General features: G+C 58.9%; 23 protein-coding genes. 9 read left to right on the top strand and 14 right to left on the bottom strand.

The genetic code is table 11. From position 1 onward, the window contains the following. Nucleotides 1-16 precede the first annotated feature (16 nt). The 5 genes from HMPREF2884_RS03795 to HMPREF2884_RS03775 all read right to left on the bottom strand — a co-directional run bounded on the left by HMPREF2884_RS03795 (nucleotide 17) and on the right by HMPREF2884_RS03775 (nucleotide 5751). Entirely contained in the window at nucleotides 17-1417 is a 1401-nt protein-coding gene (locus HMPREF2884_RS03795) for a hypothetical protein (RefSeq protein ID WP_070615768.1), read from the bottom strand. A 116-nt stretch (nucleotides 1418-1533) separates the two neighbouring features. Then, nucleotides 1534-2409 (bottom strand): glycosyltransferase family 2 protein, encoded by an 876-nt coding sequence (locus tag HMPREF2884_RS03790; protein ID WP_070507453.1) that lies wholly within the window; start codon nucleotides 2407-2409, stop codon nucleotides 1534-1536. A 51-nt stretch (nucleotides 2410-2460) separates the two neighbouring features. After that, on the bottom strand, nucleotides 2461-2838 hold the full coding sequence (locus HMPREF2884_RS03785; protein WP_005507976.1) for a DUF2304 domain-containing protein: 378 nt from the start codon (nucleotides 2836-2838) through the stop codon (nucleotides 2461-2463). Then, on the bottom strand, nucleotides 2839-3576 hold the full coding sequence (locus HMPREF2884_RS03780; RefSeq protein ID WP_070615766.1) for a glycosyltransferase family 2 protein: 738 nt from the start codon (nucleotides 3574-3576) through the stop codon (nucleotides 2839-2841). It abuts the gene before it with no gap. 171 nt (nucleotides 3577-3747) lie between these two features. Continuing rightward, a complete protein-coding gene (locus HMPREF2884_RS03775) occupies nucleotides 3748-5751 on the bottom strand; it encodes a DUF6541 family protein (RefSeq protein ID WP_070615764.1) in 2004 nt (667 codons plus the stop codon). A 395-nt stretch (nucleotides 5752-6146) separates the two neighbouring features. Here HMPREF2884_RS03775 and HMPREF2884_RS03770 point away from each other — a divergent pair, with 395 nt between their 5' ends. From HMPREF2884_RS03770 to HMPREF2884_RS03760, 3 genes are all read left to right on the top strand, one after another. Beyond that, complete coding sequence (locus tag HMPREF2884_RS03770) at nucleotides 6147-6689, top strand: flavin reductase family protein (RefSeq protein ID WP_049338626.1); 543 nt, start codon at nucleotides 6147-6149, stop codon at nucleotides 6687-6689. A 145-nt stretch (nucleotides 6690-6834) separates the two neighbouring features. Continuing rightward, entirely contained in the window at nucleotides 6835-8064 is a 1230-nt protein-coding gene (gene argE / locus HMPREF2884_RS03765) for an acetylornithine deacetylase (RefSeq protein WP_070615762.1), read from the top strand. Between the two features lie 506 nt (nucleotides 8065-8570). After that, nucleotides 8571-9578, top strand: a complete 1008-nt coding sequence (locus HMPREF2884_RS03760; RefSeq protein WP_070507461.1) for an MIP/aquaporin family protein — start codon at nucleotides 8571-8573, stop codon at nucleotides 9576-9578. Between the two features lie 162 nt (nucleotides 9579-9740). Here HMPREF2884_RS03760 and HMPREF2884_RS03755 read toward each other — a convergent pair whose 3' ends face one another. From HMPREF2884_RS03755 to HMPREF2884_RS03715, 9 genes are all read right to left on the bottom strand, one after another. Then, complete coding sequence (locus HMPREF2884_RS03755) at nucleotides 9741-10238, bottom strand: HEPN domain-containing protein (protein WP_083309672.1); 498 nt, start codon at nucleotides 10236-10238, stop codon at nucleotides 9741-9743. Next, on the bottom strand, nucleotides 10216-10821 hold the full coding sequence (locus tag HMPREF2884_RS09105; RefSeq protein ID WP_065423934.1) for a MarR family transcriptional regulator: 606 nt from the start codon (nucleotides 10819-10821) through the stop codon (nucleotides 10216-10218). Before HMPREF2884_RS09105 ends, HMPREF2884_RS03755 begins: the two co-directional genes overlap by 23 nt. A 53-nt stretch (nucleotides 10822-10874) precedes the next feature. After that, nucleotides 10875-11513, bottom strand: coding sequence for a VanZ family protein (locus HMPREF2884_RS03745; RefSeq protein ID WP_070507464.1), 639 nt, complete (start codon nucleotides 11511-11513; stop codon nucleotides 10875-10877). A 225-nt stretch (nucleotides 11514-11738) separates the two neighbouring features. Next, nucleotides 11739-12191: a fluoride efflux transporter FluC gene (locus HMPREF2884_RS03740; RefSeq protein ID WP_012902665.1), complete on the bottom strand. Its 453-nt coding sequence runs from the start codon at nucleotides 12189-12191 to the stop codon at nucleotides 11739-11741. Further along, the gene (locus tag HMPREF2884_RS03735; protein ID WP_070615758.1) at nucleotides 12191-12646 is read right to left on the bottom strand and encodes a fluoride efflux transporter FluC; all 456 of its coding nucleotides are present in this window, start codon (nucleotides 12644-12646) and stop codon (nucleotides 12191-12193) included. The genes HMPREF2884_RS03740 and HMPREF2884_RS03735 overlap by 1 nt, the downstream gene beginning before the upstream one ends. A gap of 73 nt (nucleotides 12647-12719) precedes the next feature. After that, nucleotides 12720-15533, bottom strand: a complete 2814-nt coding sequence (locus HMPREF2884_RS03730) for an MMPL family transporter (protein WP_070615756.1) — start codon at nucleotides 15531-15533, stop codon at nucleotides 12720-12722. Between the two features lie 183 nt (nucleotides 15534-15716). Then, on the bottom strand, nucleotides 15717-16418 hold the full coding sequence (locus HMPREF2884_RS03725) for a TetR/AcrR family transcriptional regulator (protein WP_005507988.1): 702 nt from the start codon (nucleotides 16416-16418) through the stop codon (nucleotides 15717-15719). Between the two features lie 253 nt (nucleotides 16419-16671). Further along, nucleotides 16672-18327 (bottom strand): sensor histidine kinase, encoded by a 1656-nt coding sequence (locus HMPREF2884_RS03720; protein ID WP_246827919.1) that lies wholly within the window; start codon nucleotides 18325-18327, stop codon nucleotides 16672-16674. A gap of 93 nt (nucleotides 18328-18420) precedes the next feature. Then, nucleotides 18421-19164, bottom strand: coding sequence for a response regulator transcription factor (locus HMPREF2884_RS03715; RefSeq protein WP_049354120.1), 744 nt, complete (start codon nucleotides 19162-19164; stop codon nucleotides 18421-18423). Nucleotides 19165-19423: 259 nt separating this feature from the next. Here HMPREF2884_RS03715 and HMPREF2884_RS03710 point away from each other — a divergent pair, with 259 nt between their 5' ends. From HMPREF2884_RS03710 to HMPREF2884_RS03685, 6 genes are all read left to right on the top strand, one after another. Next, entirely contained in the window at nucleotides 19424-20293 is an 870-nt protein-coding gene (locus HMPREF2884_RS03710; protein WP_049345980.1) for a PRD domain-containing protein, read from the top strand. Nucleotides 20294-21026: 733 nt separating this feature from the next. After that, nucleotides 21027-22007, top strand: a complete 981-nt coding sequence (locus tag HMPREF2884_RS03705; protein WP_070615754.1) for a mannose/fructose/sorbose PTS transporter subunit IIA — start codon at nucleotides 21027-21029, stop codon at nucleotides 22005-22007. Then, a complete protein-coding gene (locus HMPREF2884_RS03700; protein WP_049326833.1) occupies nucleotides 22004-22873 on the top strand; it encodes a PTS mannose/fructose/sorbose transporter subunit IIC in 870 nt (289 codons plus the stop codon). Before HMPREF2884_RS03705 ends, HMPREF2884_RS03700 begins: the two co-directional genes overlap by 4 nt. Nucleotides 22874-22884: 11 nt before the next feature. Next, on the top strand, nucleotides 22885-23739 hold the full coding sequence (locus tag HMPREF2884_RS03695; protein WP_005504142.1) for a PTS system mannose/fructose/sorbose family transporter subunit IID: 855 nt from the start codon (nucleotides 22885-22887) through the stop codon (nucleotides 23737-23739). Nucleotides 23740-23911: 172 nt separating this feature from the next. Beyond that, the gene (locus HMPREF2884_RS03690; protein WP_070615752.1) at nucleotides 23912-24685 is read left to right on the top strand and encodes an HAD-IIB family hydrolase; all 774 of its coding nucleotides are present in this window, start codon (nucleotides 23912-23914) and stop codon (nucleotides 24683-24685) included. A gap of 170 nt (nucleotides 24686-24855) precedes the next feature. Beyond that, entirely contained in the window at nucleotides 24856-25350 is a 495-nt protein-coding gene (locus tag HMPREF2884_RS03685; protein ID WP_070615750.1) for a hypothetical protein, read from the top strand. Nucleotides 25351-25382: the final 32 nt, after the last annotated feature.

Raw genomic sequence — 25382 nt, 5'->3', positions numbered from 1 at the left:
AGCAGAGGTTTTTAAGCTACTCGGCGTGAGCTTCTTCCGTGCGGGATGCCAAAGCCACGCCCACCATGTGCACCACGAAGCCGCAGACCGGGCCGACCGCCAACGCCACGATAGCGCGCGGCACCAGCGGCGCGGGGACCAGGAACGCCAAGCTCAAGGTCACCGCCGCGGCAACCACCCAACCGGCGAGGTAGATGCGGTGCTGGTTCACCGCGAGCGCCATATTGCCTGAGAGGGTCATGAGCGCCAGCAGTGCCGAGGCGAAGACCAGTGCACCCAGGGTGATGCCGGAGGCTGCCGCCTCGTACGCGGACTCTGCACCTGCGGCAGGCGGGTAAATCAGGCGGAACAGCAGCGGACCCACCAGGTACGCCGCCAACGCGCCCGCAGCGCCCACAGCCACCACTGCGGCGGCAGGCTTAATGAACGCCGCTACGGGGCGGTGGCGCTGCTTCAAGAAGGCGGAAACCGCCACACCCTGGAACGCCTGCAGGGGAATCATAATCGGCGAACGGGTAATGGAAATCGCCAGGATCAGGGTACCCAGCACGACCGGTTCGCTCTCCGCGGCGCCGCTCGCTTTCAGCACGTTCGGGAAGCCCATCATCAGCACCGCCGCGGCGGCAGAGGACAGGAACGACCAGAGGATATTTAAGCTCAGGCGGCGCGCGGGCACATCGGCGCGGGCAACCCACAGACGGCGACCCGAGACAGTCACGAACGCCAGGATAAGCCACAGACCCATCGGCACGACGGTTGCCACCTCAAGGCCGGCAAGGGAAGGAATCATGAGCGCAGCCGCAAGCATGAGGATGAGGCGCCCGGCAGATTCCAGACCGCCCACCGCAGCGAAAAGGTACCAGCGGTCCTCACCGGCGGTCACACCGCTCATAGTCGCCTGCAGGGCGTAGAGGAACACGCCCACCGCCATAACGGTCACGCCCACCGCCGCCGAATGCGGAATCTGCTGGCCCGCCCACAGAGGGGAGCTCACCAACACCAGCGCACCAGCGATAGCACCCAGAGCCGCGGTCACCGTAACCACGCGGGCGCCCTGCGGCGCGGAACCCTCAGCAGATGCAGCCCCGCCGGATGCAGCCCTGTTAGCTAAAGCCCTGTCAGCTACAGCACGGGTGCGTGCCGTACCCACCGCGCGCGTAATCTCCGGCTGAATACCCGTGATAATACCCGTCACAGTGAAAAGCGCCGCCCAGAACAGCAGGAACTCCGTCAGCTCCGAACCGTTCAGGGCACGCTGAGCAATCATGGTCACCAACAGCGTGGAGACCGCCGCCAACAGGGACGAACCCAAAAGCGCCAGGGACTGGTAGCGGGTGACCGTACCCGAAGACTGGGCCTCCCGAGAGGGGTGTTCCTCCACCCCGCTCTTATCGGGGTGCTGTACCGACTCGCTCACCGCGTCCTCCTCATTCCTAGCCGCCAATATAGCCGCCAACACAAACCATCATTACATACGCAGATGCGCCGCACATCCACCGCAGGATGTACGACGCACCGCACACAAATATAGGTTTACTTCACCACATGCTCGGCAAGGTTCTTAACACCCTGCCACTTCTTCGCCAGGGCCGCCTTCGGCAGCAGAGTCAGCGCGTGAGCACGCGAGGAGAAACGGATACGGGCCACGCGGGCAGCCTTCGTCCAACCCAGGGCAGTCATCTCATCAGCAATGGTGTTCATGTAGCGGCGCTCCTCATCAAAGCGGGTACCCTCCAGGGCACGCCAGGACGAGTCAGAACCACCGTGACGACGGTACATGAACGCAACCTGCGGATCGTAGTACAGGGAGCCGCCACGCATCGTAATGTCCAGAATCAGCGCCATATCCTGCACAACGTTCAGGCCCTCACGGAAGCCGGTGCCCACGATAGCGTCTTTACGCCAACCCAGGGACGGGAAGTAGAACCACGCGCCGCGCAGCAGGGAGGTAGCCAGCTCCTCACCCTGCAGAACAGCCTCACCCTTGGGACGGTAGAACGCCTTAGTCTGCTCCACCAGGGTATTCGACAGGCCGTTGTTCTCATCAATCACGACCACGCCGGGCTGGAAAATGGATGCCTCAGGGTGCTTCGCCGCCGAATCCACCAGCCACTGCACATAGTTGGGGAGCATGACGTCATCAGCACCCATGACGGTGACCAGGTCATTCTCTACGAAGGTCAAGCACTTGCGGTAATTACCGTTCGCGCCCAAGTTCTTCTCGTTACGCATGTAGGTGATGCGCTCATCCTTCAGCGACTCGAACCAGCCGGGAATCGAGTCGTCCGGGTAGCCGTCATCAACAACAATCATGCGCCAGTCCGGGTTGGTCTGACCGACCACAGACAGCACAGCCTGCTTCATCATGGCGACGTCTCCGTAGTAGGGGAACAGAATATCAACGGTCATGAGGTATTACTCCAAGCTCAAACGTGTAGAAACGTATAAAAATCAGGGGCTTTAGGGCTTCTTCTGCTCTCGCTCCGTAGCGCGGGAAGCGCCCTGCGGCTGACGCTGAAGAGCCTTCATAATCGCAACTTCTTCAGCGAGGGTACGCATATCATCCGTAATCTTCGAGATAGCCAGGGTCAAGTGCAAGCTAATACCCATCAGCATAATAATCGCCAGTAGGAACAGCAGGTTGACCGGGGTCTCAATACCCACCAGACGCGAGAGGGCATCCAAAAGCTTCGGGAAAAGCGCTAGCACAATCATGATGACGCCAACGATAAGCCACAGTGCGGCGTACTTTTCCTTCATCTTCTGGTTGCGTACCTGCGCCAGAACGAGAACCTCCATCACCACCACGATGAGAAGGAAGAAAATATTTGCACTCATTTACTTAGACCCCACATTCGTTTTCTGGCGAGTCATCGACATGCCAAACGAGAAGAAAGAACGAACCAGGTACACCGCAGACTTCCACGGGCTTGAAGAAGGAGTACCGCCCTGACGCTCACGCATCTCAACCGGCACCTGCTTTACAGTCAAGCCAGAACGAATCGCCATCACGCAGGCATCGATACAGTCACCCAGATACTCAGCAGGCAGATGCTCGCAATACTGCTCAATCGCCTTGCGGTCTGCCGCACGGAAGCCGGAGGTGGCGTCGGTGAACTTCTCGCCTGAAATCATCGTAAACATACGGGCCAGAACCACCATCGCCCACTTACGCGGACCAGAAACCTTATAGTTCGTCGCCTCAGCAAAGCGGGAACCGATCGAGATATTGACATCCTCCAGGCCAGCAAGCACAGTGCGGATACCCTTCGGGTCATGCTGGCCATCAGCATCAACCTGAATCGCGCATTCATATCCGGCTTGGCGAGCATACTTGTAACCGGTGCGCAAAGCACCACCGATACCCATGTTGTAGGGAAGATCAATCACGAAAGCGCCGGTAGCGCGCGCAATCTCAGAGGTGCGGTCGGTGGACCCATCATTGACGACTACCAGGTCGACCTCAGGCATCATGCGGAAAAGTTCTTCAATTGTGCCCCCAATAACTTCCTCTTCATTCCACGCGGGCATAATGATGAGGGGCCGAGGGGTCTGCGTAAAAGTCTCTGATTCCATGCGGTGCTATCTCTTGTGTGTATGGCATACGGAAGTTAGTATGCGCACAAAGGCATACCGGTTTTACATCTTATCAGCACTCTCTTAATGACGCTCGAAGTAGCACTGCGGGGGTGGCCTAGTCTCCATGCCACCCCCGCAATACTTCAGGCAGCCCAAAAGTGCCAGATACTAGTTATTATCGCAAGCGCTAATGCGATACAGAGTCATCGGACCCGAGGAGTACACCGGGGTCAGCACGTCCGTGCCAATGGCAGCCACGAGGCCGTCGTAGTTTTTCTGTGCGTCTGGGCCGAAGTTCAACTGGTTCTCCAGGTGAACGTACCAGTGGGCCTTGTACTTGTTCACTTCGCGGCACACCTCCGGATTTGTACGAGCGTCCTTGAGGTTGTGCATAATCGCCGAGTATTTGGGTGAGGTCTCAAACTCGAAGTGGTATCCCGTCAGGTGACGATCTGCCAGCGCGTAAATATAGGCGCTACCGTCCCAGGGGTTGTTCACAATCACATCGCCCTTCGGCACGATCTTCGGGATCTCGTTAATGACGTTCATCTCGTCCTGATTCAGCACCACAGAGGTCGGGGTCACTCGGTATTCCTGCGATACCGCCAGAGTTGTCTCCTGTACCGAGGGTACACGCGAGGATAGGCCCGCAACCGCGAGCACCAGCACCATGGCGGCACCCATCATTGCCGGGGCAACCTTCGCGTGCTTCTCACGCGGAATAGCGTGCATGATGCGCACGAAGATACCCTCCACGGCGCCACCCAGACCGATACCGGCAAGTAGCACGGAGGGGAACACCACCAGCGCCGCCAAGCGGAAATGATCCGTGTACCAGGGAGCAACCATCAACAAGCGGAACTCGCCGCGCGGCACCGAGGCGGACACAATCCATAGGTAACCAATCAGCACCCAGCTGGCAATCAGCCACAGGTTGCGGTGCTTGTACAGCAGGTACCCCGCGCCCCACAGAGCCAGGAAACCGGCCAGATACGAGGGATTGAACGTATCTCTCAACTGATTGGCGTTCTCCAGGCCCAAGAAGAGGAACTGGTAGAGCGCCTCACCTTCGGTGAGCATAGGCTCCCACGTGTTGCTGGCAGATGCGCCAGGACGCAGGAACCACCAGGCACCCACACACCCAAGAATTACCAGCCCGAGTAGAGCGGATCTCACCCACTTCTGGCGAGAGGCCAGCTCGCGCGAGCGCACTACCCACGCCACCCCGGCCAGCACCAGCGGCAGAGCAAAGACCACAGCAGACACCACCGCGTTCGGATGCACAAGCGCTAGACCCGCGACACCCACCAGGGCGGCAAGACACAGGGAAAGCAGAGCTGCGTACTCGCCGCGCACCATCACCTGCACCAGGCATACCATGAGTGCCACAAATGATGGCACCAGAGCGTAACCCAGCAGATTCGGGAAGAGCACACCCCAACGCAGGAGGAGACCGGGAAACGCTGCAAAACCACAGGTCAGCGCAGGGATTGCCAACGCCTGCAGGCGACGCAGCTTCGGGATGCTCAGGCTTAGCGCCACCAGCGAGCAGGGCCACAAAATGCCGGCAGCCAGTAACACGGTCACGATGGTGGCAGTCGCAATGCTCGTACCCATAGTGCTATAAATCAGGGACACAAAATCATGCCAACCCGCCGGGTAAAATGCCGGTTGCTGGTCTGCCGCAGATACCGCGCCCAGGGTCAGGCTCGACGCGTCACCGTGCTCCTGAATCCATCGGATTGCATTCATATGGAATGAGTTATCCAGGCTCTGCGAGAACGCCTCAGGCCCGTAGACCATGTCCTCAGTCATGTGCAGCACCAGGAATCCGCCTAAAACAGCACCCACCACCGGCCACGCCACAGGAACATCATTACCCGGCCACGAGGCAGACGCCAGGGCAGGCCAACGGCGACCCACCAGCCACATGAGACCAGCAGCCGCAGCCACCAACACGACAGCGACCGACACAAAAGAAATCAGGCTCCACGCAATGCCGGTCTTACCCAGCACAATCGCAGAGACAGCCACCAGGGCAAAAGTCAACAGCGGCGCATAAAAAACGCGCAAACGTGCAGGAACACGCAACGCCCAGCCCATCGCATAGCCGGGACCGAAAGCCAACACGACCGCAAAAAGTAGCAGCGGAATAGTTGCCAACCAGCTCATTAGCCCTCTTCTCCCCACAGTTCACACACCGAAAAACCCCTCAAATACGGGGCGCGGCGCGCTTTCGAGTACCTAGCAAGGATACCCCAGAGGCTTCTTTAACCCGGCGAAACCCCGCAGAAGAGAGAGGGACAGCACCCGCAACCCGCCGTTCGGAACTTTTCACCGGGAACCCCATGGGACACCACCGGCACATCCCCCAAACGGCGAAGAATATGACGTAATATTTCACGCTCAATGTCACGAAAGGTTCACCTAAGAAACATAGGGCAATAAATAAGGTGTTCACCACCCTTTAGCTTTACCCTGAAACATATCTCCCCTTAACAAAGGGTCGCCCAACGCATACACATCTGGACGAACCCTAAACGCAGCCGCAGAAGAAAGGGTCGATCATGACCGAAACCATTGCAGCACAGGCACCCATCGCCGACACCTCCGAGCAGTTCAAGCTCGCCTTCGGCCACCAGCCCGCCGGCGTCGCCATCATCACCGCCACCGACGAAAACGGCGAACCCGCAGGCTTCACCGCCTCCTCGCTGACCTCCGTCGCCGCAGAACCGCCGATTATCGCCTTCTCCCTCAAGGCAAACAGCGGCTCCGCAGCAAAGATCGCGGCTGCGTCCTCCTTCCTCGTGCACATGCTCGACGCTGAGAATGTGACCCTCGCGAAGAACTTCGCAACCCACGACTACCCCCGCTTCGACGACCCCAGCACCTGGGAATTCGTCCACACCGGCGAGCCCCTCGTCCACGGCGTACGCCGCGTACTGCGCGCAACCCCGCTCAGCCGCGTTGAGGCAGGCCCCGCACTCGTCTTCACCGCGCAGGTTGAAGAGTTCATCCGCAACGACTGCGAAGGCACCCCGCTGGTCTACCACTCGCGTAACTTCCACGCGCTGGGCGACCACTCGAACGTGAACAACTACAGCATCTAACCCCGCGCAGGGGTCACGGGGCGGTATTCGACGACAATGAGGCGACGAATACCGCCCCGCGGCGTACCCTGAACATAAAAGCGCACGCAGCACATGACAGCGCACAGCAACACAGCGCACCCAACACAGCACAGAAGGAACAGTCATGACGGCTCAGACCACCCAGCCCGCATCCCTCCCCTGGCTCGAAAAGCTCATCGCGTTCCCCACTATCTCCGGAACCTCCAACCTGGAACTTATTGAGCTCATCGAAGCCGAATTTTCCCGCTACGGCTACAGCGGCGTGCGCACCTACAACGAGGACGGCACCCGCGCCAACCTGCTGGTCACCGTCCCTGCCGCTGACGGCACCACCCGCGGCGGCCTCATTCTCTCCGGCCACACGGACGTCGTACCCGTCGCCGGTCAGGCGTGGGACGCCGACCCCTTCACCCTGCGTGTGGAGGGTACCCGCGCCTACGGTCGCGGCGTGTGCGACATGAAGGGCTTCCTCGCCGTGGCGCTTTGGCTGTTGCCGCGCGTTGCGGAGGCGAAGCTGCGCACTCCCCTGCACTTCGCGTTCTCCTACGATGAGGAAATAGGTTGCATTGGTGCACCCTCCCTTATCGAGGAGTTCGTGGCGCGCGACCTCGCCCCCGACTACGCGATTGTTGGTGAGCCCTCCAGCATGCGCATTATCGACGCGCACAAGGGCGCACACCGCGGCCGCGTCACCTTCACCGGCGTGCCCAAGCACGGCTCCCTCGCCACCCATGGCGTGAACGCGGTTGCCGCAGCAGGCGAGTTCATCACCTTCTTCACCGACATGGCGGACCAGTGGGAAGAAGAAGGCCCGTTCGACGAGTCGTTCATCATTCCCCACTCCACCGGTAGCGTGAACCTGGCAACCGGCGGCCTGCAGTACAACATCGTCGCCGAGCAGGCTGTGGTGGAGTACGATGTGCGCACTCTGCCGCAGGTGACCACCGAATCCTTCGTGGAGCGCATTGACCGCGAACTTTCGGAGGTCATACTGCCCGACCTGCAGGCGCGCGCCGCACGCGCCGAAAAGCTGACCGGCGCAGAGCCCGGTAGCCTCACCTCCCGCGTGGGTGTGAAGCACGAACTGCTCGCAGCCGTGCCGGGCCTGGGTACCGAGGACGACGCACCCATCGTGCACCTCGCCCACGAGTGGCTGGGCACCAATGACGCACCGCAGAAGGTCACCTACGGCACCGAGGCGGGCCAGTTCCAGCGCGCCGGCGTGCAGAGCATCATTTGCGGTCCTGGCGATATTGCCCAGGCGCACTCCCCGAACGAGTGGATTGAGCTGGAGCAGCTGAGTGAATGCGAGCGCTTCTTCGAGGCGATTCTCGACTGGGCGAGCGCCAAGTAGCGGCCACATAGCAACCGTGTAGCGGCGTAACAGCCAGTCCACCGCGGTTCGCAAGAGCCGCAGTTAGAGCCGCATAAAAATTACAGAAACTGCCCGGGTACCCCGTGAGGTGCCCGGGCATTTTTATGCTGATGGCAAGTGGTGTGGGCGGGTGCTGATGGCGGGGGTGAGTGTTGGTTTGATCGCGGGTTTATTCGTGAGTTTCTCCATGGGTTCAACCGCGAGTTTATGGAATGAGTCCAAGTTGTGGACTATGACCGATTTTCCCCTCATTCGCCACATTTATTTTTAAACGAAAAACCCGAAAAACCGCTTATGTCTAAGGGTGAAATAACACAAAAGTATTGCCCTTCTAGGGCATTCAGGGTTCCATAGATGCCAAAGGTTTAAACACGCCACTCGGGCGGCATAACCCCACACAAAACCACACCTCCCTCACGCTCGGCACTGCGCACCCGACCGAATCCCGGTTTACCACCCGCAGTTCACTACCTGAAGGACACCCCGTGTACACCATCAGCCCCTACCTCGCCGAATTCCTCGGCACGCTCATCATGTGCACCATCGGCTGCGGCGTCATCGCCAATGTCGAACTTCGCCGATCCAAAGGCCACGGCGACAACTTCTTCACCATCGCCTTCGGTTGGGGCTTCGCCGTCACCTTCGGCGTCTACGCCTCCCACGCCTATTCCGGCGGCCACCTCAACCCCGCTGTGTCTATCGGCCTGGCAGCGTTCGGCGAGTTCTCCTGGGAGAAGGTCCCCGGCTACATCATCGCCCAGGTACTCGGCGCAATGGTCGGCGCCGGACTGGTCTACCTCAACTACCTGCCGCACTGGAAAGCAACCGCCGACAAGAAGATTAAGCTCGGCGTTTTCGGCACCGTCCCCGCTATTCACAACTACTTCACCAACGCCCTCTCCGAAATGATCGGCACGTTCATGCTGGTCTTCTCGGCACTGTACACCGGCGTAAACTTCAAGCCGTCCATCAGCGGCGGTGTGGAACTCTCTCTCAACCTCAACGACGTGCTCAAGCCCCTCGCCTTCGGCTTCATGGTCACCGTACTCGTCATCGGCCTGGGCGGTCAGACCGGCTACGCCCTGAACCCCGCCCGTGACTTCGGTCCGCGCCTCATGCACGCCCTGCTGCCCATCCACGATAAGGGCTCCTCGCGCTGGTTCTACGCGTGGGTTCCGATCTGCGGCCCGATTGCCGGCGGTTTCATGGGTGGCGCATTCTTCAAGCTCTACTACGAGGGTCAGGTCAGCCCGTGGCTGTTCGTCTCCAGCGCCCTGGCGATTGCGGTTCTGCTCTTCGCGTGGTGGGCTAATAGCCACCTGTACCGTGCACCCAGCTCCGAGGTTATCCCCGAGTTTGAGGATACCCACGCTACCGCGGCGGCACGCGCGGCAACCTACACGCCGACCGGCTCCATGCCGATTCTGCTCCCCGAAGAGGTGAAGGGCAACCGTAGCACCCGCGTCGTGAACCGGCTGACCGAGGACGAGTAGTCTTCCCACCCGAGAACTTCCCTGTCTAGGGTTTCATCTAAAAACGGCGAACCCCTCATTTTCATGACCTGCACAATATCGGTCAGGTTATGAAAATGAGGGGTTCGTTGCGTCTACCTCACGGAAGGAGGTTCATTCAGGGGTGCCGAAAAGAAATACAGTCTAGAAAGGTCCTAGCTTAGGAATAAAAAGAGTCATCTCCTGAACGATATACTCTGCATCTTCCAAAGCCTCTTCAGCTTCCTCCACAGCTATAGGCTCATAATCTAGACCAGGATACTCAACCTCATGGCGAGTTCGACGCAGGCGAGAATACAGCTTACCCACCGCATCATGAGGGCCTCGCTGAGCACGCAAGGCATCACCCACCACGATATGACCTCCCCGAGTAGTCGGACGCAGACCCTGCACCGCCAAGGCGGCAGTCATGGCTAGTCTCCAAGCATCATAGAGGAGCGTATAGGCGCCTTCCGGATCATCAACTACCAGACGATGCGCCGTCTTGAGATGCCGGCGAGCACGCAACAACAGGCCTTGAGCATACTCACGATTTACAACGACCCGCTCCAGCTCGCCAGATTCAATCAGCTCAAGAATGCGTTCCCGGCCTACAGTCCAGGGACCCGGGGTTGGGGCATTAGGCTTCAGCGTGGACATCATTCACCTCCAGCTGCCCAAAGAGAACCTCCATAGGACGCGACCGCACAGTCTGCACGAAGCCATCCTGCGAATTCCAAGCCTCAGGAGATAGCCGCTTCACGTTTACCTCATAGCCAAGCTTCTGCTCAGCATCATCGATAGCCTCATACAGCTTCTGCCGTGAAGGGGAGCCCACAACCAGCACATCAATATCGTTCGGCACGTGCCCAGCCACCCCAGAACGACGGCTAGCCCACGAGCCATAAATAGCGGCACCCTCAATATTGGAAACACCCTGCAAAGTATCCCGGAGCACCGGAACAGGACCATAAGTTACCAGAATCAACTGACGCATCGCCTGGCCCACCGGATTATCAACCTTGGCTTGCACCATACGGGTCCTACCAACATTCTGGACAGTCACCAAACCGGACTGTTCCAGACGATTCACCTCTCGGGAAACAGTCGGCAATGATGCACGTGTCGCATCAGCAATCTGTGACACCGTGTATTGCTGCTCAGGGTGAGAGAACAACAATGCCATCACTTCACCCTGCAGGTCGCTACGCAAGATAGGAAGGAGGCTAGGAGCAGATGTTTTCATAACATGAATTATATCAATCATGTTATGAAAACGTCTGGCGATCCGAGAATCTACTAGGCGGCGGTAGCCATTGCCAGCGCCCGGTCATGCTTAGCCGCGCGACGCTTCTGAATCGCGCGCACCACCCAGATGCAGACCGCACCGAGAACCGCGCCAGCAGTGTTATTCACAATGTCATCCACATCGAAAGTGCGGTAGGTGAAGCCCGCCAGGCCCCAGTTACCGGTCAACTGGCTCAACTCAATGAAGCTCGACAGCGCGAAGCCACTCAGCGCCGTGGCGCGCAGACCCCAGCGCAGGCAGCCCGCAGTAAAGAAGCCCAAGGGGATAAACATGGCGATATTGAAGAAGAGCTGCGCATACACGGTCGTTGCGAAGCGGCGCAGACCCATGCCGGCAGTCAGATCCCACGCCTGCTGCCAGCTCCAGCCCACATAGAAACGCGGGTAGTACAGCTCGGGGTTCGTGACGCTATTGGAAGAGCCAATCGGGGTCAGCGTCAGAGAAAGAATAGAAGCAAGGAACAGCGCAAAGGACGCGGTCAACAGGTACTGGCGGATGCTGTGCGCTCGACCGGTCTTCTTGGTGCGCAGGCGCATACCAATAAATCCGATGATGGAGAGCGCGACAGTAAGCGCCGCAATCTCGATGGCGAAGGTGCCAATCATGTGTTTATTCAGTAGTTCCTGCATGCCGTGTGTTCCTTAGGTCGTGAGAGTGAGTTATATGAACTCCACCTGCATATATGCCTGTTCTAATATATATTCCCGGTGGTATATAGCGGGTTACCGTTCATACCCGCCGCATATCGTTCACCACCAGTGTAAAAGACCGCTCTATGGCTCACCCTAGGCGAAACTGTGAAAAAGCTGTACACGCACCCAAACACACCATGAGAACCACCACAGCCGGCGCCGTCAGTACAGAACATCTGGCGGGAACACCGGCGCAATATACCGACCAAACAGCAGCACAAACAAGAGCGCACCCGCAATCGCTGCCACCATCGCACCCACAACCTGCACCAGCCACAGCATCAGGAACTTCACCATCTTGCCCTCAGAGCGGGCGGTCAGCGCCTCCACCATGGCGGTCGAGAAGGTCGTAAAACCACCCAGCAGACCGGTCGTAATCACCGTGCACCAGAACGCCACCTGATCCGTGGCGTTATAGTGAACGCCCAGCGCGCGAGGATTGGACACCGGCATAATCAGCAGGCCGTACAGGAACGAGCCCACCAGGTTAATCACGAACACCGGGCTAATAATCGACGACTCCGTACGCAGGCGAGGCGACATCGCCTTATCCAGGAAGAAGCGGGTCATCGCACCCAAACCGCCGCACAGGAAAACCATCAAAGCGAAAAACATTAGCGGCCCTCCTCAACATCACGGGCGGGCACCAAGCGGGACGCCACAAAACGACCCGTCAGCATGCCCGCCGCGGCGGCAACCAAACCACCCACCAGCAGCACCGCCACAGCCAGCACCATATATTGAGCATGCACCGTGTACGGCAGAAAAATCGTCTGCGCCAAAACCGCCGCAATCGACGAATACGTCGTATAGCCGCCCATCATGCCGGCACCAAAGAGCAGACGGAACGAATGAATCCGCTCCTCACCGTCACGGCGCGCGTAGGCGTTCCACACCATCGTCAGCAGGCCCAGCGTAAACGAACCCAGCAGGTTCGCCACCAGCACACCACCGGGAGTGTACACGCGACACAGCGCCCCCGTACCGCCTCCCAAAAAGACAAGAAAAGGGGCAGGCACACGGCTCAGAACGCCTCCTATCCACTGTCGGATACTCGCGCGATTCCTCATCACCGTGCACCTGCCCTTTCGTCTCGTACTAGTCTTCAGAGTGCGCCGTAGCGCACAAACGCACACTAATACTTTACTCTGACCCGAGCTTGCTACCCGAGTCGGCAGCAGCAGACTCACGCTCGTGCTGAATATTCTCGCTCATCTTCTCACTCAGCGCGGCGCCCTCAACATCCATATTCGGAGTGAGACGATCCAGCCACTTAGGCATCCACCACGCCTTATCGCCCAGCAGAGCCATAATCGCCGGGGTCAGCGTCATGCGCACAATGAACGCATCCACGAGCACGCCGAACGCCAGGCCAAAGCCCATCGGTCGAATCATGGTCGAGTCAGCAAAGATGAAGCCACCAAACACCGAAATCATAATGATCGCGGCAGCCACCACCACACGCACCGCATGGTTGTAACCGCTCACAATGGCGGTCGCCGCATCCTTACCGTGCACGTACGCTTCACGCATGCCGGTCACCAAGAACATCTGGTAATCCATCGCAAGACCGAAAAGAATACCGATAAGCAGGGTCGGCAGGAAGGACAGCACCGGGCCCGGGTGGTCCACGCCGAAGAGGGAGCTCATGAAGCCCAGCTGGTAAATCGACACGACGGCACCGAAGCTTGCCAGCACCGAGAAGAGGAAGCCCACCGAGGCAACCAGCGGAACCATAATCGAACGGAACACCAGAATCAGCACCAGGAAGGACAGGCCCATCACCACGCCCAGGTACAGGGGTAGCTTCTGCGCGAGCACCTCGGAGACGTCAATATTGCCGCTGGTCTGACCCGCAATACCGAGAGACACCTCAGAGCCCTGAACCGGAACGGTCACAGCTTGCAGCTCGTGGACGAGCTCTTCAGTCTCCACGGAGCTTGCACTGTGGGCAGGAATCACCTGGAAAATCATGAGGGTACGATCATCAGTCATACCGCCGGGAACCACAGCCTGCACGTTCGCGCCGCCGCGCTCCTTGACCGCAGAGGCGATATCAATCTGCGCCTGCTGAGCCTGCTCCTCACTCATATTCGCGGGGGTGTGCGCGACCGCAACCAGCGGGGCGCTCATGCCCTCACCGAACTTGTCCTTGCCCAACGCGTACGACTTGTACGCGGCGCTATCAGAGGGGTAGTTCGAAGCGTCCGGCAGGCCCAGGCGCATCTGAGACATGGGGGCGGCAACCGCCAGCAGCGCCAGCGTACCGGCCACCAGAGTCAGTAGCGGACGCGCCAGCACGAGGCGCAACCAGCCGTTCGGTTTCTCGGTGCGTTCGGCATCCTGCGCGCGGCACTCCGCAATCTTCTGCGGGGTATCGATGGAAGCCCACAGCTTCTTCGACATGATCTTGGTACCCGCCAAGGACAGCACCGCCGGGGTGAGCGTCACCGCGATCAGGGCGGCAACAACCACGCAGAACGCGGCGGCATTACCCATCACGCCCAGGAAGGGAATACCGGTCACGCTCAGCGCCACGAGCGCAATAATCACGGTGCTCGCCGCAAAAATCACGGCGTTACCGCTCGTGCCGTTCGCCAGAGCAATCGCCTGAACCTTCGGCATGCCGTCCAGCAGGTTCGTGCGGTAGCGGTTCAGAATGAACAGCGAATAGTCGATACCGACCGCCAGACCGAGCATCAGGCCCAGGGTGTAGGCGGTGGAGCTCATCTGAACAACGGAGGACAGGGAGAGCGTGCCGAGCACACCCACCACCACGCCCACCAGAGACATCAGAATCGGCAGACCGGCAGCCACGAGGGTGCCGAGCATGACCATGAGCACGATGAAGGCGATGACCATACCCGCAACCTCACCGGTGTGCGAGCCGCCGCCAAGCGCGGATTCACTCAGGTTCGCATCAAACTGGACAGTCGCCCCGTGCAGGTTCGCCGACTCGATATCGGACATGACCTTCTGCAATTCGGCGGACGGCACCTCGTAAATCTTCTTCTTAAACGAGACGGTGGCAATCGCCGTGGACTGATCCTCAGAGACCATACGGTAGCCGGAGGTGAAGTCGTAAAGCTTCTGCTGACGCTCCAGCTGCTCACGCTGTGCCGGCAGCTCACTCTCGGTCTTCTGCAGCTGGTTGCGCTGCTCGTCCAGCTTCTTCTTGCCCTCAGCCAGCTCGTCCTTCTTGGAGGCGATTTCTGCGCGACCCGCATCAACCTGCTTCTGACTCTCGGTCAGGGTATCGCGCTGCTGATTGAGTGCGTTCTGCTGCTCGTTCAGCTGCGCCTGCTGGGTGTTGAGCTGCTCCATCATGGCGGCGGGTGAGCCTGCCGCCTCCGCCTGGGCGTAGCCATCCTTCAGCTGTGCCTGCGCGTCGTCCAACTGCTTCTGCGCGGAGGCGAGCTGCTCCTGACCTGCACTAATCTGCGCCTGCGAGTCGTCGAGCTTCTTCTCGTTGTCGGCAATCTGCTTCCTGCCGTCCTCAAGCTGCGAGGTGGCGGCATTCAGCTGCTTTTTGCCGTCCTCGATCTGGGAGGGGGCGGCGTCAATCTTGGCGTGCGCCTCGTCGAGCTGGGTTTTCGCTTCTGCAAGCTTGGAGGTGGTGGTGAACGGGTCGGTGACCGCATCCACGGAGGGCACCTCGCTGGGCAGTGCGCTCAGTGCGGCGGAGAATGCCTGCTTCTGCTCTTCGGTGAGGGCGGTGCCGTCACCGGTGGTGAGAATGATCTGGCCGGAGCCGCGGTTGGCGCTGGGGAAGCGCTGTGCGAGCTCGTCGGAGAGCTGCTGGGTCTGCGTTCCGGGCATGGTGAAGGTGTTGCTGAGCTTGCCGTGGAACGCGGTGTAGGCACCCGCTACACTGGCGACGATGAGTACCCAGGTGAGGATGACAGCCCATGCGCGGCGGGCGGCAGCTTCACCGATGCGGTAGAGCCATGTAGCCATGATTCAGTCCTTTGAAGTTGAGTGAGTGAAGAGTTTGGGTGTTGGGTGCGTGTGAATGCGGTGTGTGGTTTGCCCTGTACGGCGAACGCTGTGTCCTGTTTTTAGGCAAAAAACACCCCGCCCCGGGCACCTGCAGGTGAGGTGCCCGAAGCGAGAGTGTTTGAGCGTTGACGCTATGGGGGCTTAGCTTGCGAATTCGCCCTGAACCAGACGGCCCAGGTAGTCGAGTGCTTCGAGGACACACTGGCGCATTGCTTCAATGGCGAGTGCTTCGGGGTGGGTGCCCTCGGGGGCTTCTGCTGCAACCTTGACCGTCATTTCTTCGGCGCGGGTGAGGTAGTAGTAGACGCCTTCACCGATGGTTTCGGCGAGGTTGGAGGCGAAGACTGCCACGCGCAGGTAGGGCAGGTCGGGGTATGCCGCGAGGTACCGTTCGAGGAAGATGTCGTAGGTGCGCTCGAGGATGACGTGCGAGTATTCTTCGAACTTCGCGGGGCTGTCCATTTCGAGGGCGTAGAGCAGGTGCGCGAAGGGTGCGATGTACTCTTCGAGGGTGTTGCTCTTGAAGACCTTGCGGGCGATGGAGAGCATTTCGGCTTCCATGCTTGCGTTTTCACCGGAGACGGTGAAGTCGCATTCTTCGAAGATGCGGTTGAAGTACTGGTTCATGCGGGTGACCAGTACGTCATCTACGGAGGCGAAGTGGTTGAAGATGGTGCGGCGGGAGACGCCTGCGCGTTCTGCGAGTGCTTCTGCGTTGAGGGCGCCGTAGCCGCCCTCGAGGATGAGGGATTCTGCTGCCTCAACGATTGCGATACGGTTCTCTGCCTTGCGGGCGGAACGCTTGTCCGCGATGTTTGCGGGGGATTCAACAAGATTAGCCATGCTTTTTACAATACGCGCAATGTTTCACCGGGAGTAACTATTTGGGGGTTAGATTCACCACATATTTGCACTCAAGGCAATAAACTTGAAGTGCAGATTTAATGTTTACTCAACAAGTAATTTAGTGTTTTGGCACGTCAGGGCGTTATAAACACCCCAAAAGTGTAAACAAAAGGGGCGGGGCGTATCGCGCACACCCCTCCCCTCGAACACTCCCCCGGCTACCGGCTCAGCGAGCCACAGATGAAGCGCATTAGGCGCGCGCCGCCTCCAAAGGCAGACGCACCGTAAAGACTGTATGCCCTGGCTGGCTCTGCACCTGAATCGAACCGCCGTGCGCCTGCACAATCGCCTGCACAATCGCCAGACCCAGACCGGTGGTTCCAACCGAACCGGAGCGTGCCTTATCGGCACGGGTAAAGCGGTCAAAAATCTTCGGCAAGAAGTCAGGGTCAATGCCCGGGCCGTTATCGGTCACGGTCACCACAGCCTCGCGGCGTGCAGTATCCACGGCCAGACCCGCAGTCACGCGCGTACCCTCATCGGTGTGCTTGCGGGCATTCGAGAGCAGGTTCAAGATCACGCGCTGAATCTGGGAGCGATCGGCCACGACCTCAACCGGCTCGTCGGGCAGGTTCAGGTGCCATTCGTGGGTGCGCGCTGCCGCCTGCATATCGGAGGTGCATTCAAGCACCAGCTCGGTCAGGTCAACCTGCTCCAGCTTGGGTTCGCGACCCTCGTCCAGGCGGGCAAGGGTCAGAAGATCCTCCACGAGGCGGGACATACGTTCGGTCTGCGAGTCGATACGCGCCAGGGAGGACTGGCCGGATTCACTGAGCGGCTCGGTCCATCGGAGCATATCGGAGTACCCCTTAATGGCGGCAAGGGGCGTGCGCAGCTCGTGGGAGGCGTCCGCAATAAAGGCGCGAATCTGATGTTCGGTGCGTTCGCGCACCTCCAGAGCAGAGTTCACGTTATCGAGCAGCTGATTGAGGGCATAGCCTACGGCACCAACTTCAGTGCGCGGGTCGGAATCTCGCGGATCCACTCGCACCGCCGAGGAGATGGTGTGCTCCTCCAGATCCAGGTGCGCCACATCGGTTGCCACCGCAGAGACTCGCTCCAGGGGCTTCATGGTGCCGCGAATAATGTAGGAGCCCGCCACGCCGGCGCCGACCATCACGGCGATGGAACCGAGGGATACCACAATCACGAAGATGGTGAGGGTCTGCTGTACGTTGGCGAGCGGAATACCAACCACCTGGGCGTCGGCGCTGCTATTAGCCTTCGGGGTGATTTTGATGAGGTACAGGCCGGATTCCAGTTTGACCTCTCGGACTTCTTCTTTGGTGGCGTTCAGCGCCATGGTTCCGAGGGTTACCTGGTCGTTGGCGGAGAGGGTTTGTACGGTGCCGTCCTTACCGAGCTTGCTGGCGATTTCCACAGCACCTTCGGATTCAACACAGGTAATGATGGTTCCGGACGCCTGACCGGGCGCAAAGAGAGAGCTGCTCTTCTGCAGGTCACTGCAGTCCACTTCTTCTCGCTTGCCGTTTCGGGAGGTCGGCTGCACTACGCGGTGACTGGTTTCTTTGAGGTCGCTTTGCGCCTGCTGGTAGAGGGAGTTCTGCAGGGTCACGTAGGTGGACAGGCCAATAATGAGGCAGGCGATGCCGAGGGCTGCCACGAGGATGGCGATAAGGCGCGAACGCAGATGGGGTACGTACCCGAGTTCTTCGGGGGATGCTTCGGGGTTCCTCATGCTCTTCCAGGCGGCGCGTAGGCGCACGAAGAAGTTCCCCGGGGAGGGCGCGGCACCGCCTCGTGCGGGGGTACCCGCGCGTAGGGGGCGGGTTGCTTCATTATCCGGGGAGGCGGGGTCACCGGGTGAGTAGGAGCCCACGAGCATCCTTTCTTTCTATATTCGAAATACGGAATATAGCTGATATGGCGCGGTATAACCGGGTGTTATACCGCGCCATATGAAGAGCAGAGAATAAACTTAGACAGCGGGACGTAGCACGTAACCGGCACCGCGCACGGTGTGAATCATCGGTTCGCGACCCACATCAATCTTCTTACGCAGGTACGAGATGTACAGCTCCACAATATTTGCCTGACCACCAAAATCGTAGTTCCAGACATTATCAAGAATCTGACTCTTGGAGACCACGCGCTTCGCGTTCTCCATGAGGTAGCGCAGCAGGTCGAACTGGGTTGCAGTGAGGTTAATCTGCTCGCCACCGCGAGTGACCTCACGGGTGTCTTGGTTCAGCACCAGGTCGCCAACGACCAGCTCGGCATCATCAATGGCGGCAACGCCGGAGCGCTGTACCAGGCGGTGCAAACGGATCATGACCTCTTCCATGGAGAAGGGCTTAGTCACGTAGTCATCCGCACCGGCGGCAAGGCCTTCAATACGGTTATCAACCGAATCCTTAGCGGTCAGAAAGAGGCAGGGAACCTCGGGGTAGAACTTGCGGATACGGGAGAGCAGCTCCAGGCCGTCGAAGCCGGGCATCATAATGTCCAGCACGAGCACGTCGGGGCGCCAATCGCGGGCAATCGCGAGCGCGGAGGGACCATCACCTGCGGACTGCACATCCCAGCCGATCATTTTCAGACCCATGCTGACGAGTTCTTTGAGCATCTCCTCATCGTCAACAACGAGGGCGCGGATGGGGCTACCGTCCGGATGCTCTAGTGTGGGAAGGTTCTTTGCGATTTCGGTTGCTTTGCTGCTCATGTGATTAAGGGTATCGCGATTTAGGGTTCACGGTGGGTCGGGAGCCAGTTTTCAGCCGCAAACTTATGGAATGCTTGCCTGTATCACAGCTGGGGCACAGTTTCGTGCCGCCCATTATCCCAACCATGCGCGTTAACCCTTCAATACGGGTTCAATCTTTCGGTAAAATTTGTAGTAGCTTAGGTGATGCTCAATCGCCTTTTATCGTTTCAGTGTGCCACCCCGACACAGGCGCCCCGACACCCGCAGAGGAGGACACATGCGCATTAGCCGTATCTATAACAACAATGTTGTCCTCACGGTGGATCATTACGGCAAGGAGTCCGTGATGATTGGTCGCGGCATTGCTTTTGGTAAGCGTAAGGGTCAGCTGATTGACCCGTCTGCGGTGGAGCAGACGTTTGTGCCGGAGCAGGGCATGTCGGGTGAGCGTTTGAGCATGACTCTGTCTGAGATTCCGGCGGAGATTCTGTCGATTGCCACGCTTTTGGAGTCGAAGGTGCGCGCCGAGGGTGCACTGGAGCTGTCGAACTCGTTTATTCTTCCGCTGGCTGATCACCTGCACTATGCGGTGGTTCGTGCGCGTGACGGGGTGCGGGTGCAGTATCCGCTCGCCCCGGAGGTGACTGTCCTCTACCCGCGCGAGGTGGAGTACGGCCGCACGGTTTTGGAAATGGTTCGCGAGCGCCTGCAGGTTGAACTGGACCCGAACGAGGCTATCCCCCTGGCGTTGCACCTGGTCAACGCGCAATTTGCGACGGCGGATATGTCTCAGGCATTCCGCATGACCGAGGTTTTCGCGCAGGTTTTTGAAATTATTGAGGCAAGCTACGAGCGGAAGATCGACCCGGATTCGATGAGTGCGGCACGTTTTGTGACGCACCTGCGGTACCTGTTTGTGCGGGCGAGCCGCGCCTCCGCGAATCGCGCGGAGGATGCAGATGAGGTGTCGCAGCCGAGTTTGTTGGCGGCTCTTCGTGAGGATGCACCGCGTGCCTACGCGTGTGCGCAGAAGGTTTTGTTGGTACTGCAGATGCAGCTGAAGCAGAGCCTGACTCGTGATGAGTTGACGTATTTGACGATTCATATTGCGCGTCTGGCGCGGGATATGTGGGGCATTAACGCGTAGCGCATGTTCGATAGAAAGCGACCGGGAGGGTTCCCGGTCGCTTTTTCTATGCCGCGAAATCTGCGCCTCAGAATCCCGGTGAGGGGTTCGGATGGGGGAATCGGGGAGTGAAGAATCTGGGAGTGAGGATTCTAGAGGGGTGATGCCGGGCGGAACGTGGCCGTTAAAGGTGGGTTGCTATTTATATATACAACCTGTCACTAAATTGTCGTTTTCCCGGGTTTTCCTTCGCGCGTTAGCGCGTCGATTTAAATTTTGAAATGACGGTTTATAGCGGCATATTCCAGAAATACCATTCTGTGGACAGACCGCAGGAAAATGTTGGTTTTTTATAAATCCCACATCTTTTGATCCGTGCACCCATTTTTTGTTCGGTATTTTCTTTGTAAATCATTTTCTTGCACTATCGCAGTCAAAATATCCTGCAACAAGCACGTCGTCAGCCCGCGTACAAGATGCCGTCATTCCTGAAATTCCGCAAAAATAACGCATTGCCCTCCGTGTCGACAACCTTTTTTCAGTGTTCTGTTTAAATTTTTTACACCCTGGCAATAAATACGTGTTTTGACATCAAAAACCCATATTCCAACACTTGAAAAAATGTCATAGGAACCTAAAGTGTGCAAAGTCAGATAAAACCCACAAAACACAAAAACAACGTGTTACTATCTGAGAATTATGAGGCCCTTCACGGGGCCACTACACACCATGTCACGAACACGAGAGGACCACTATGGTCACTATCATTGTGGCGGCACACGGCGAGTCGGCTCCGGCTCTGCTGAAGACCGCCGGCATGATCCTCGGTAACTTCGAAAACGTCCACCCGGTCACGTTCCTGCCGGGTCAGGGCCCCGAAGATCTCGTCGAAGAGTACACCCGCATCGTTGAGGCGTCTGAAGCAGAAGAAACCCTGCTGCTGGTCGACCTCTTCGGCGGTAGCCCCTACAACGCCGGTGCGCAGTTCGCAGCCACCCGCGAGGGCGTCGACGTCGTCTCCGGTGTCAACGTACCGATGCTTATTGAGGTCATCTCCGGCGCAGGCCGTAAGAACGTAACCCTCAAGTCCCTGGTCGCTAAGGCGCACAAGGCTGGCACTAAGGGTATTCGCTCCTTCCAGGAGGCGAACCAGCCCGCAGCCGCCAAGCCCGCCGAGGCGAAGCCCGCAGAGACCAAGGTGGTCGAGGTTCCGGTTGCTCAGCAGGTTCCCGGCGGCACCATGGACGCTATCTTCACCCGCATCGACTCCCGCCTGATTCACGGTCAGGTGGCAGGCACCTGGGTTCCGCATATCGCACCGCAGACCTTCATCGCGGCATCCGATAATGCGGCACACGATCAGCTGCGCAAGTCCCTGCTGCTGCAGGTCGCGCCGACCAGCGTGAAGACCAATGTCCTGGACATCGCTAAGGCTGGCCGCGTGTACAACAACCCCAAGTACACCGGTATGAAGACCATGTTCGTCGTAGAATCCCCCGTTGACGTGGTGCGACTGCTCAACGAAGGCGTCAAGATCAACGAAGTGAACGTTGGTGGCGTCACCTTCAAGACCGGCATGGTTCAGCTCTCGGACGCAGTGTACGCCTCCGAGGAGCACCTGGAAGCCTACCGCGAACTCATTAAGCGCGGTGTGAAGCTGACGGTGCAGCAGCTGCCCAACCACTCCCCGGTTGATTTGGAAAAGATCCTCAAGCAGAAAGGCCTGGACGCATGAGCGCCCTGACGTTTATTCTCGTTGTTCTCGTGGCGTTCATTGCGGGCGTCGCATCCGTGGTGGACGAGCGTCAGTTCCACCGCCCCCTGGTCGCTTGTACCCTGATGGGTTTTGCGCTGGGTGACCCGACTACCGGCATTATGCTCGGTGGCGCACTGGAGCTCATCGCACTGGGCTGGATGAACGTCGGTGCGGCTATGGCTCCCGACTCGGCCCTGGCATCCACCATCTCCGCTGTTGTTGTGATTCAGGGTCACCAGGACATCACCACCGGTATTGCTATTGCTGTGCCGCTGGCTGCAGCAGGTCAGGTTCTGACCATTTTCGTTCGTACCATTACGGTGTTCTTCCAGCATCAGGCGGATAATTTCGCGAAGACCGCGAACTTCCGCGGTATTGAGTTGATGCACATCAGCGGTATGGCTCTGCAGGGTCTGCGTGTGGCTATCCCGACCGCTATTGTGGCTCTGATTAGCTCCGAAGAGCTGACCCGCCTGCTGAACATGATTCCCACAGAGGTGACCGTTGGCCTGCGTATCGCTGGTGGCATGATTACCGTGGTCGGTTTCGCAATGGTCATCAACATGATGCGTTCGAAGGCTCTCATGCCCTTCTTCTTCCTCGGCTTCATTGCCGCCGCCGCTATCCCGGCAACCCAGTCGATTTCGATTGCTGGCACCGAAGGCGCGAAGGACCTCGTCGCAACCCTGTCCGGTCAGGCACAGTTCAACCTGGTTGCTATCGGTATTGTGGGCGCCTGCCTGGGTCTGCTGTACACCCAGCTGAACCCGCTCTTCCATAAGAGCGAGGCACCCGCCGTAGCACCGGCAGCCGCAGCAAACGACCTCGATAACGAGCTCGAGTAAGGAGCATCATCATGACTGAGAACAAGAACGTCGAGCTCGTTGAAGTTCCCGAGCTCACCCAGCGCGACAAGGTCGAAACCTACTTCCGCTCCACTTTTCTGCTTGGTTCGTTTAACTTCGAGCGTATGCAGTCCATCGGTTTCGCGGTTTCCATGATTCCGGCGATTAAGCGCTTCTACACCAAGAAGGAAGACCAGGCGGAGGCGCTGACCCGCCACCTGGAGTTCTTCAACACCCAGCCGTGGGTTGCATCCTCGATTATGGGTGTGACCGCTGCAATGGAGCGTGAGAAGGCAGCCGGTAAGGACATTGACGAGGCCGCTATCACCAACGTGAAGGTGGGTCTGATGGGCCCGCTGGCTGGTGTGGGCGACCCGATTTACTGGGGTACCGCACGTATTGTGCTGGCTGCTCTGGGTGCTTCCCTGGCGGTGACCGGTAATATTCTGGGCCCGCTGCTGTTCTTCTTCGGCCTGACCGCAATTCGCTGGGCGACCCGCTGGTACGGCTTCAAGTACGGTTACGAGAAGGGTACCCAGATTGTGACTGAGGCGGGCGGTAACACCCTGCAGAAGATCACTCAGGGCGCTTCCGTGATGGGTCTGTTCGTGATGGGTGCGCTGGTGTACCGCTGGACGAGCGTGAACATTCCGTTGCCGCTAACCAGCTACAAGAACCAGGCTGGCGCGATGGTGGATGTGACCGTTCAGTCGGTGCTGAACGACCTGCTGCCGGGCCTTGCGTCGCTGGGCCTGTGCTTCCTGTGCATGTGGCTGCTGAAGAAGAAGGTCAACGCTATCTGGTTGATTTTCGCTCTGTTCGCCGTGGGCATCCTCGGTTCCTACCTGGGATTCCTGGCCCTCTAAAAATCTGAGGAATGAGCCCTTTCACCCTTCAGTGAAGGCGTGAGACTCAGGGGCTATATCTCAAGTGGCGGGGGTGCGGTCGGTACACTTAAAAGTACCGGCGGCACCCCCGTTTTCTATCGGTTGCGGCGCACAATTCGCGGCAATGCAGCCCTCCCGCGAAGGAGTTTCTATGACCAAGTTGATGGCTTTCGACCTGGACGGCACGATTCTGTTTAACCGCGCCGTGGAGCCTGCCAATGAGCAGGCGATTGCCCGCTGGCAGGCGGAGGGTAACCTGGCGGTCTCGTGCACGGGCAAGAGCATTTTTGCCACGCAGCTGGCGTTGAACCCGACCGCCATCCGCTTTGATTACCACGTGCTGTACACGGGGGCGGTGATTACCGACCGGGAGTACCGGGTGATTTACCATCAGCCTCTTCCGGTGAGTGTTGTGCAGGCGTGCTACGAGCATTTCAGCACCGTGGACGGCGTGGCATTGTTCGCGACGACTCTGGATAACGATTACAGCCTCTGCGACCGGGTGGGTTCGTCGACGAATATTCTGCCGGAGTTCACTCCCCTGCTGGCTGATGACCTGCAGAACCACGAGTACGTGGGTGTACCCCTGTGGATTCCAGATGCGCAGATCCGCGAGGCGGCGTACACCTGGATTCTGGAGTGTTTTGGTGATTCGGTGGACTGCCACAAGAACCAGGATTTCTTGGATATTGTGCCGCCCGCCTGCACGAAGGGCACCGGTCTGCAGCATCTGGTGGAGTACCTGCAGGCTGAGCATCCGGGTAGCTCCTATGAGGTGCATACGATTGGTGATTCGTGGAACGATATCGACATGCACCGTTACGCTGACCGTTCGGCGTCGTTCAGCTACTCCCCCAATGAGGTTAAGGCCGTCACCACCGATTGTGTGGATAAGGCGTACGAGTTTATTGAGGCTTCCCTGTAGAAGCTGCCGAGGCGGCGTATAGGCGCGGCGAGCGCTGAGCATCTGCCAGCCGCTTCCGCATACGCTTCCGCATACTCGCCACGTCTCTCTCGCGTATTCGCCGCCTACTCCCCCGTTTCACGTGAAACACCCGCTTTCCCGATACTCCCCATGTACCCCGTGAGGTTTCTATGTGCCCGTCTTCCTCTAAATCCCCCAAACCCCAGCCCGGCAAGAGCCAGCACCCCGATTCTGCCCAGTCCTACGACCCGTCCAGCTTCTCTGACACCTTCCGCGCTATGGCGCGTGAATCACTCGTGAAGAACCAGAAGAACCGCCCGGACTCCCCCATCGTCTCCATCTCCCCGGTGCTGATTGTTTTGGGTGCCATTGCAGCGGCACTGTACGGGCTGTGGCAGAGCTGGGCGTGCCTCATTCCGCTGGTGCTGATTCTGGTGCTCATGTGGGTCCGCTACACGATGCAGCGTCAGGCGCTCAACGATTTCGCCGAGCTGGAGGCGGCACGCACCGCATGGAAGAAGACCCGCGACCGCCAGTATCTGGAGTTGATGGCGGCGCAGTCGGCGCGCATCCTGGAAGAGAATAAGGCACTAACCAAGCAGGCTCGCGCGCACGTGCAGGAGTACGCGGATTTCGCGGCGCAGAAGCTGGGTGCACAGCGCTAATCCCACTCATCAAGCAGATACCCGGCTAAGCG

It is taken from the genome of Rothia sp. HMSC073B08 (assembly GCF_001812975.1).
GTDB lineage: Bacteria > Actinomycetota > Actinomycetes > Actinomycetales > Micrococcaceae > Rothia > Rothia mucilaginosa.
The sequence above is the reverse complement of the archived record's forward strand: the minus strand, read 5'-3'. Positions and strand labels throughout refer to the sequence as shown.

Bases quoted from the DNA above. Each gene is read 5' to 3' on its own strand.
- HMPREF2884_RS03790 (WP_070507453.1), bottom strand. From the start codon at position 2,409: ATGACCGTTGATATTCTGTTCCCCTACTACGGAGACGTCGCCATGATG.
- HMPREF2884_RS03785 (WP_005507976.1), bottom strand. From the start codon at position 2,838: ATGAGTGCAAATATTTTCTTCCTTCTCATCGTGGTGGTGATGGAGGTT.
- HMPREF2884_RS03780 (WP_070615766.1), bottom strand. From the start codon at position 3,576: ATGGAATCAGAGACTTTTACGCAGACCCCTCGGCCCCTCATCATTATG.
- HMPREF2884_RS03775 (WP_070615764.1), bottom strand. From the start codon at position 5,751: ATGAGCTGGTTGGCAACTATTCCGCTGCTACTTTTTGCGGTCGTGTTG.
- HMPREF2884_RS03770 (WP_049338626.1), top strand. From the start codon at position 6,147: ATGACCGAAACCATTGCAGCACAGGCACCCATCGCCGACACCTCCGAG.
- argE (WP_070615762.1), top strand. From the start codon at position 6,835: ATGACGGCTCAGACCACCCAGCCCGCATCCCTCCCCTGGCTCGAAAAG.
- HMPREF2884_RS03755 (WP_083309672.1), bottom strand. From the start codon at position 10,238: ATGATGTCCACGCTGAAGCCTAATGCCCCAACCCCGGGTCCCTGGACT.
- HMPREF2884_RS09105 (WP_065423934.1), bottom strand. From the start codon at position 10,821: ATGAAAACATCTGCTCCTAGCCTCCTTCCTATCTTGCGTAGCGACCTG.
- HMPREF2884_RS03745 (WP_070507464.1), bottom strand. From the start codon at position 11,513: ATGCAGGAACTACTGAATAAACACATGATTGGCACCTTCGCCATCGAG.
- HMPREF2884_RS03740 (WP_012902665.1), bottom strand. From the start codon at position 12,191: ATGTTTTTCGCTTTGATGGTTTTCCTGTGCGGCGGTTTGGGTGCGATG.
- HMPREF2884_RS03735 (WP_070615758.1), bottom strand. From the start codon at position 12,646: ATGAGGAATCGCGCGAGTATCCGACAGTGGATAGGAGGCGTTCTGAGC.
- HMPREF2884_RS03730 (WP_070615756.1), bottom strand. From the start codon at position 15,533: ATGGCTACATGGCTCTACCGCATCGGTGAAGCTGCCGCCCGCCGCGCA.
- HMPREF2884_RS03725 (WP_005507988.1), bottom strand. From the start codon at position 16,418: ATGGCTAATCTTGTTGAATCCCCCGCAAACATCGCGGACAAGCGTTCC.
- HMPREF2884_RS03720 (WP_246827919.1), bottom strand. From the start codon at position 18,327: ATGCTCGTGGGCTCCTACTCACCCGGTGACCCCGCCTCCCCGGATAAT.
- HMPREF2884_RS03715 (WP_049354120.1), bottom strand. From the start codon at position 19,164: ATGAGCAGCAAAGCAACCGAAATCGCAAAGAACCTTCCCACACTAGAG.
- HMPREF2884_RS03710 (WP_049345980.1), top strand. From the start codon at position 19,424: ATGCGCATTAGCCGTATCTATAACAACAATGTTGTCCTCACGGTGGAT.
- HMPREF2884_RS03705 (WP_070615754.1), top strand. From the start codon at position 21,027: ATGGTCACTATCATTGTGGCGGCACACGGCGAGTCGGCTCCGGCTCTG.
- HMPREF2884_RS03700 (WP_049326833.1), top strand. From the start codon at position 22,004: ATGAGCGCCCTGACGTTTATTCTCGTTGTTCTCGTGGCGTTCATTGCG.
- HMPREF2884_RS03695 (WP_005504142.1), top strand. From the start codon at position 22,885: ATGACTGAGAACAAGAACGTCGAGCTCGTTGAAGTTCCCGAGCTCACC.
- HMPREF2884_RS03690 (WP_070615752.1), top strand. From the start codon at position 23,912: ATGACCAAGTTGATGGCTTTCGACCTGGACGGCACGATTCTGTTTAAC.
- HMPREF2884_RS03685 (WP_070615750.1), top strand. From the start codon at position 24,856: ATGTGCCCGTCTTCCTCTAAATCCCCCAAACCCCAGCCCGGCAAGAGC.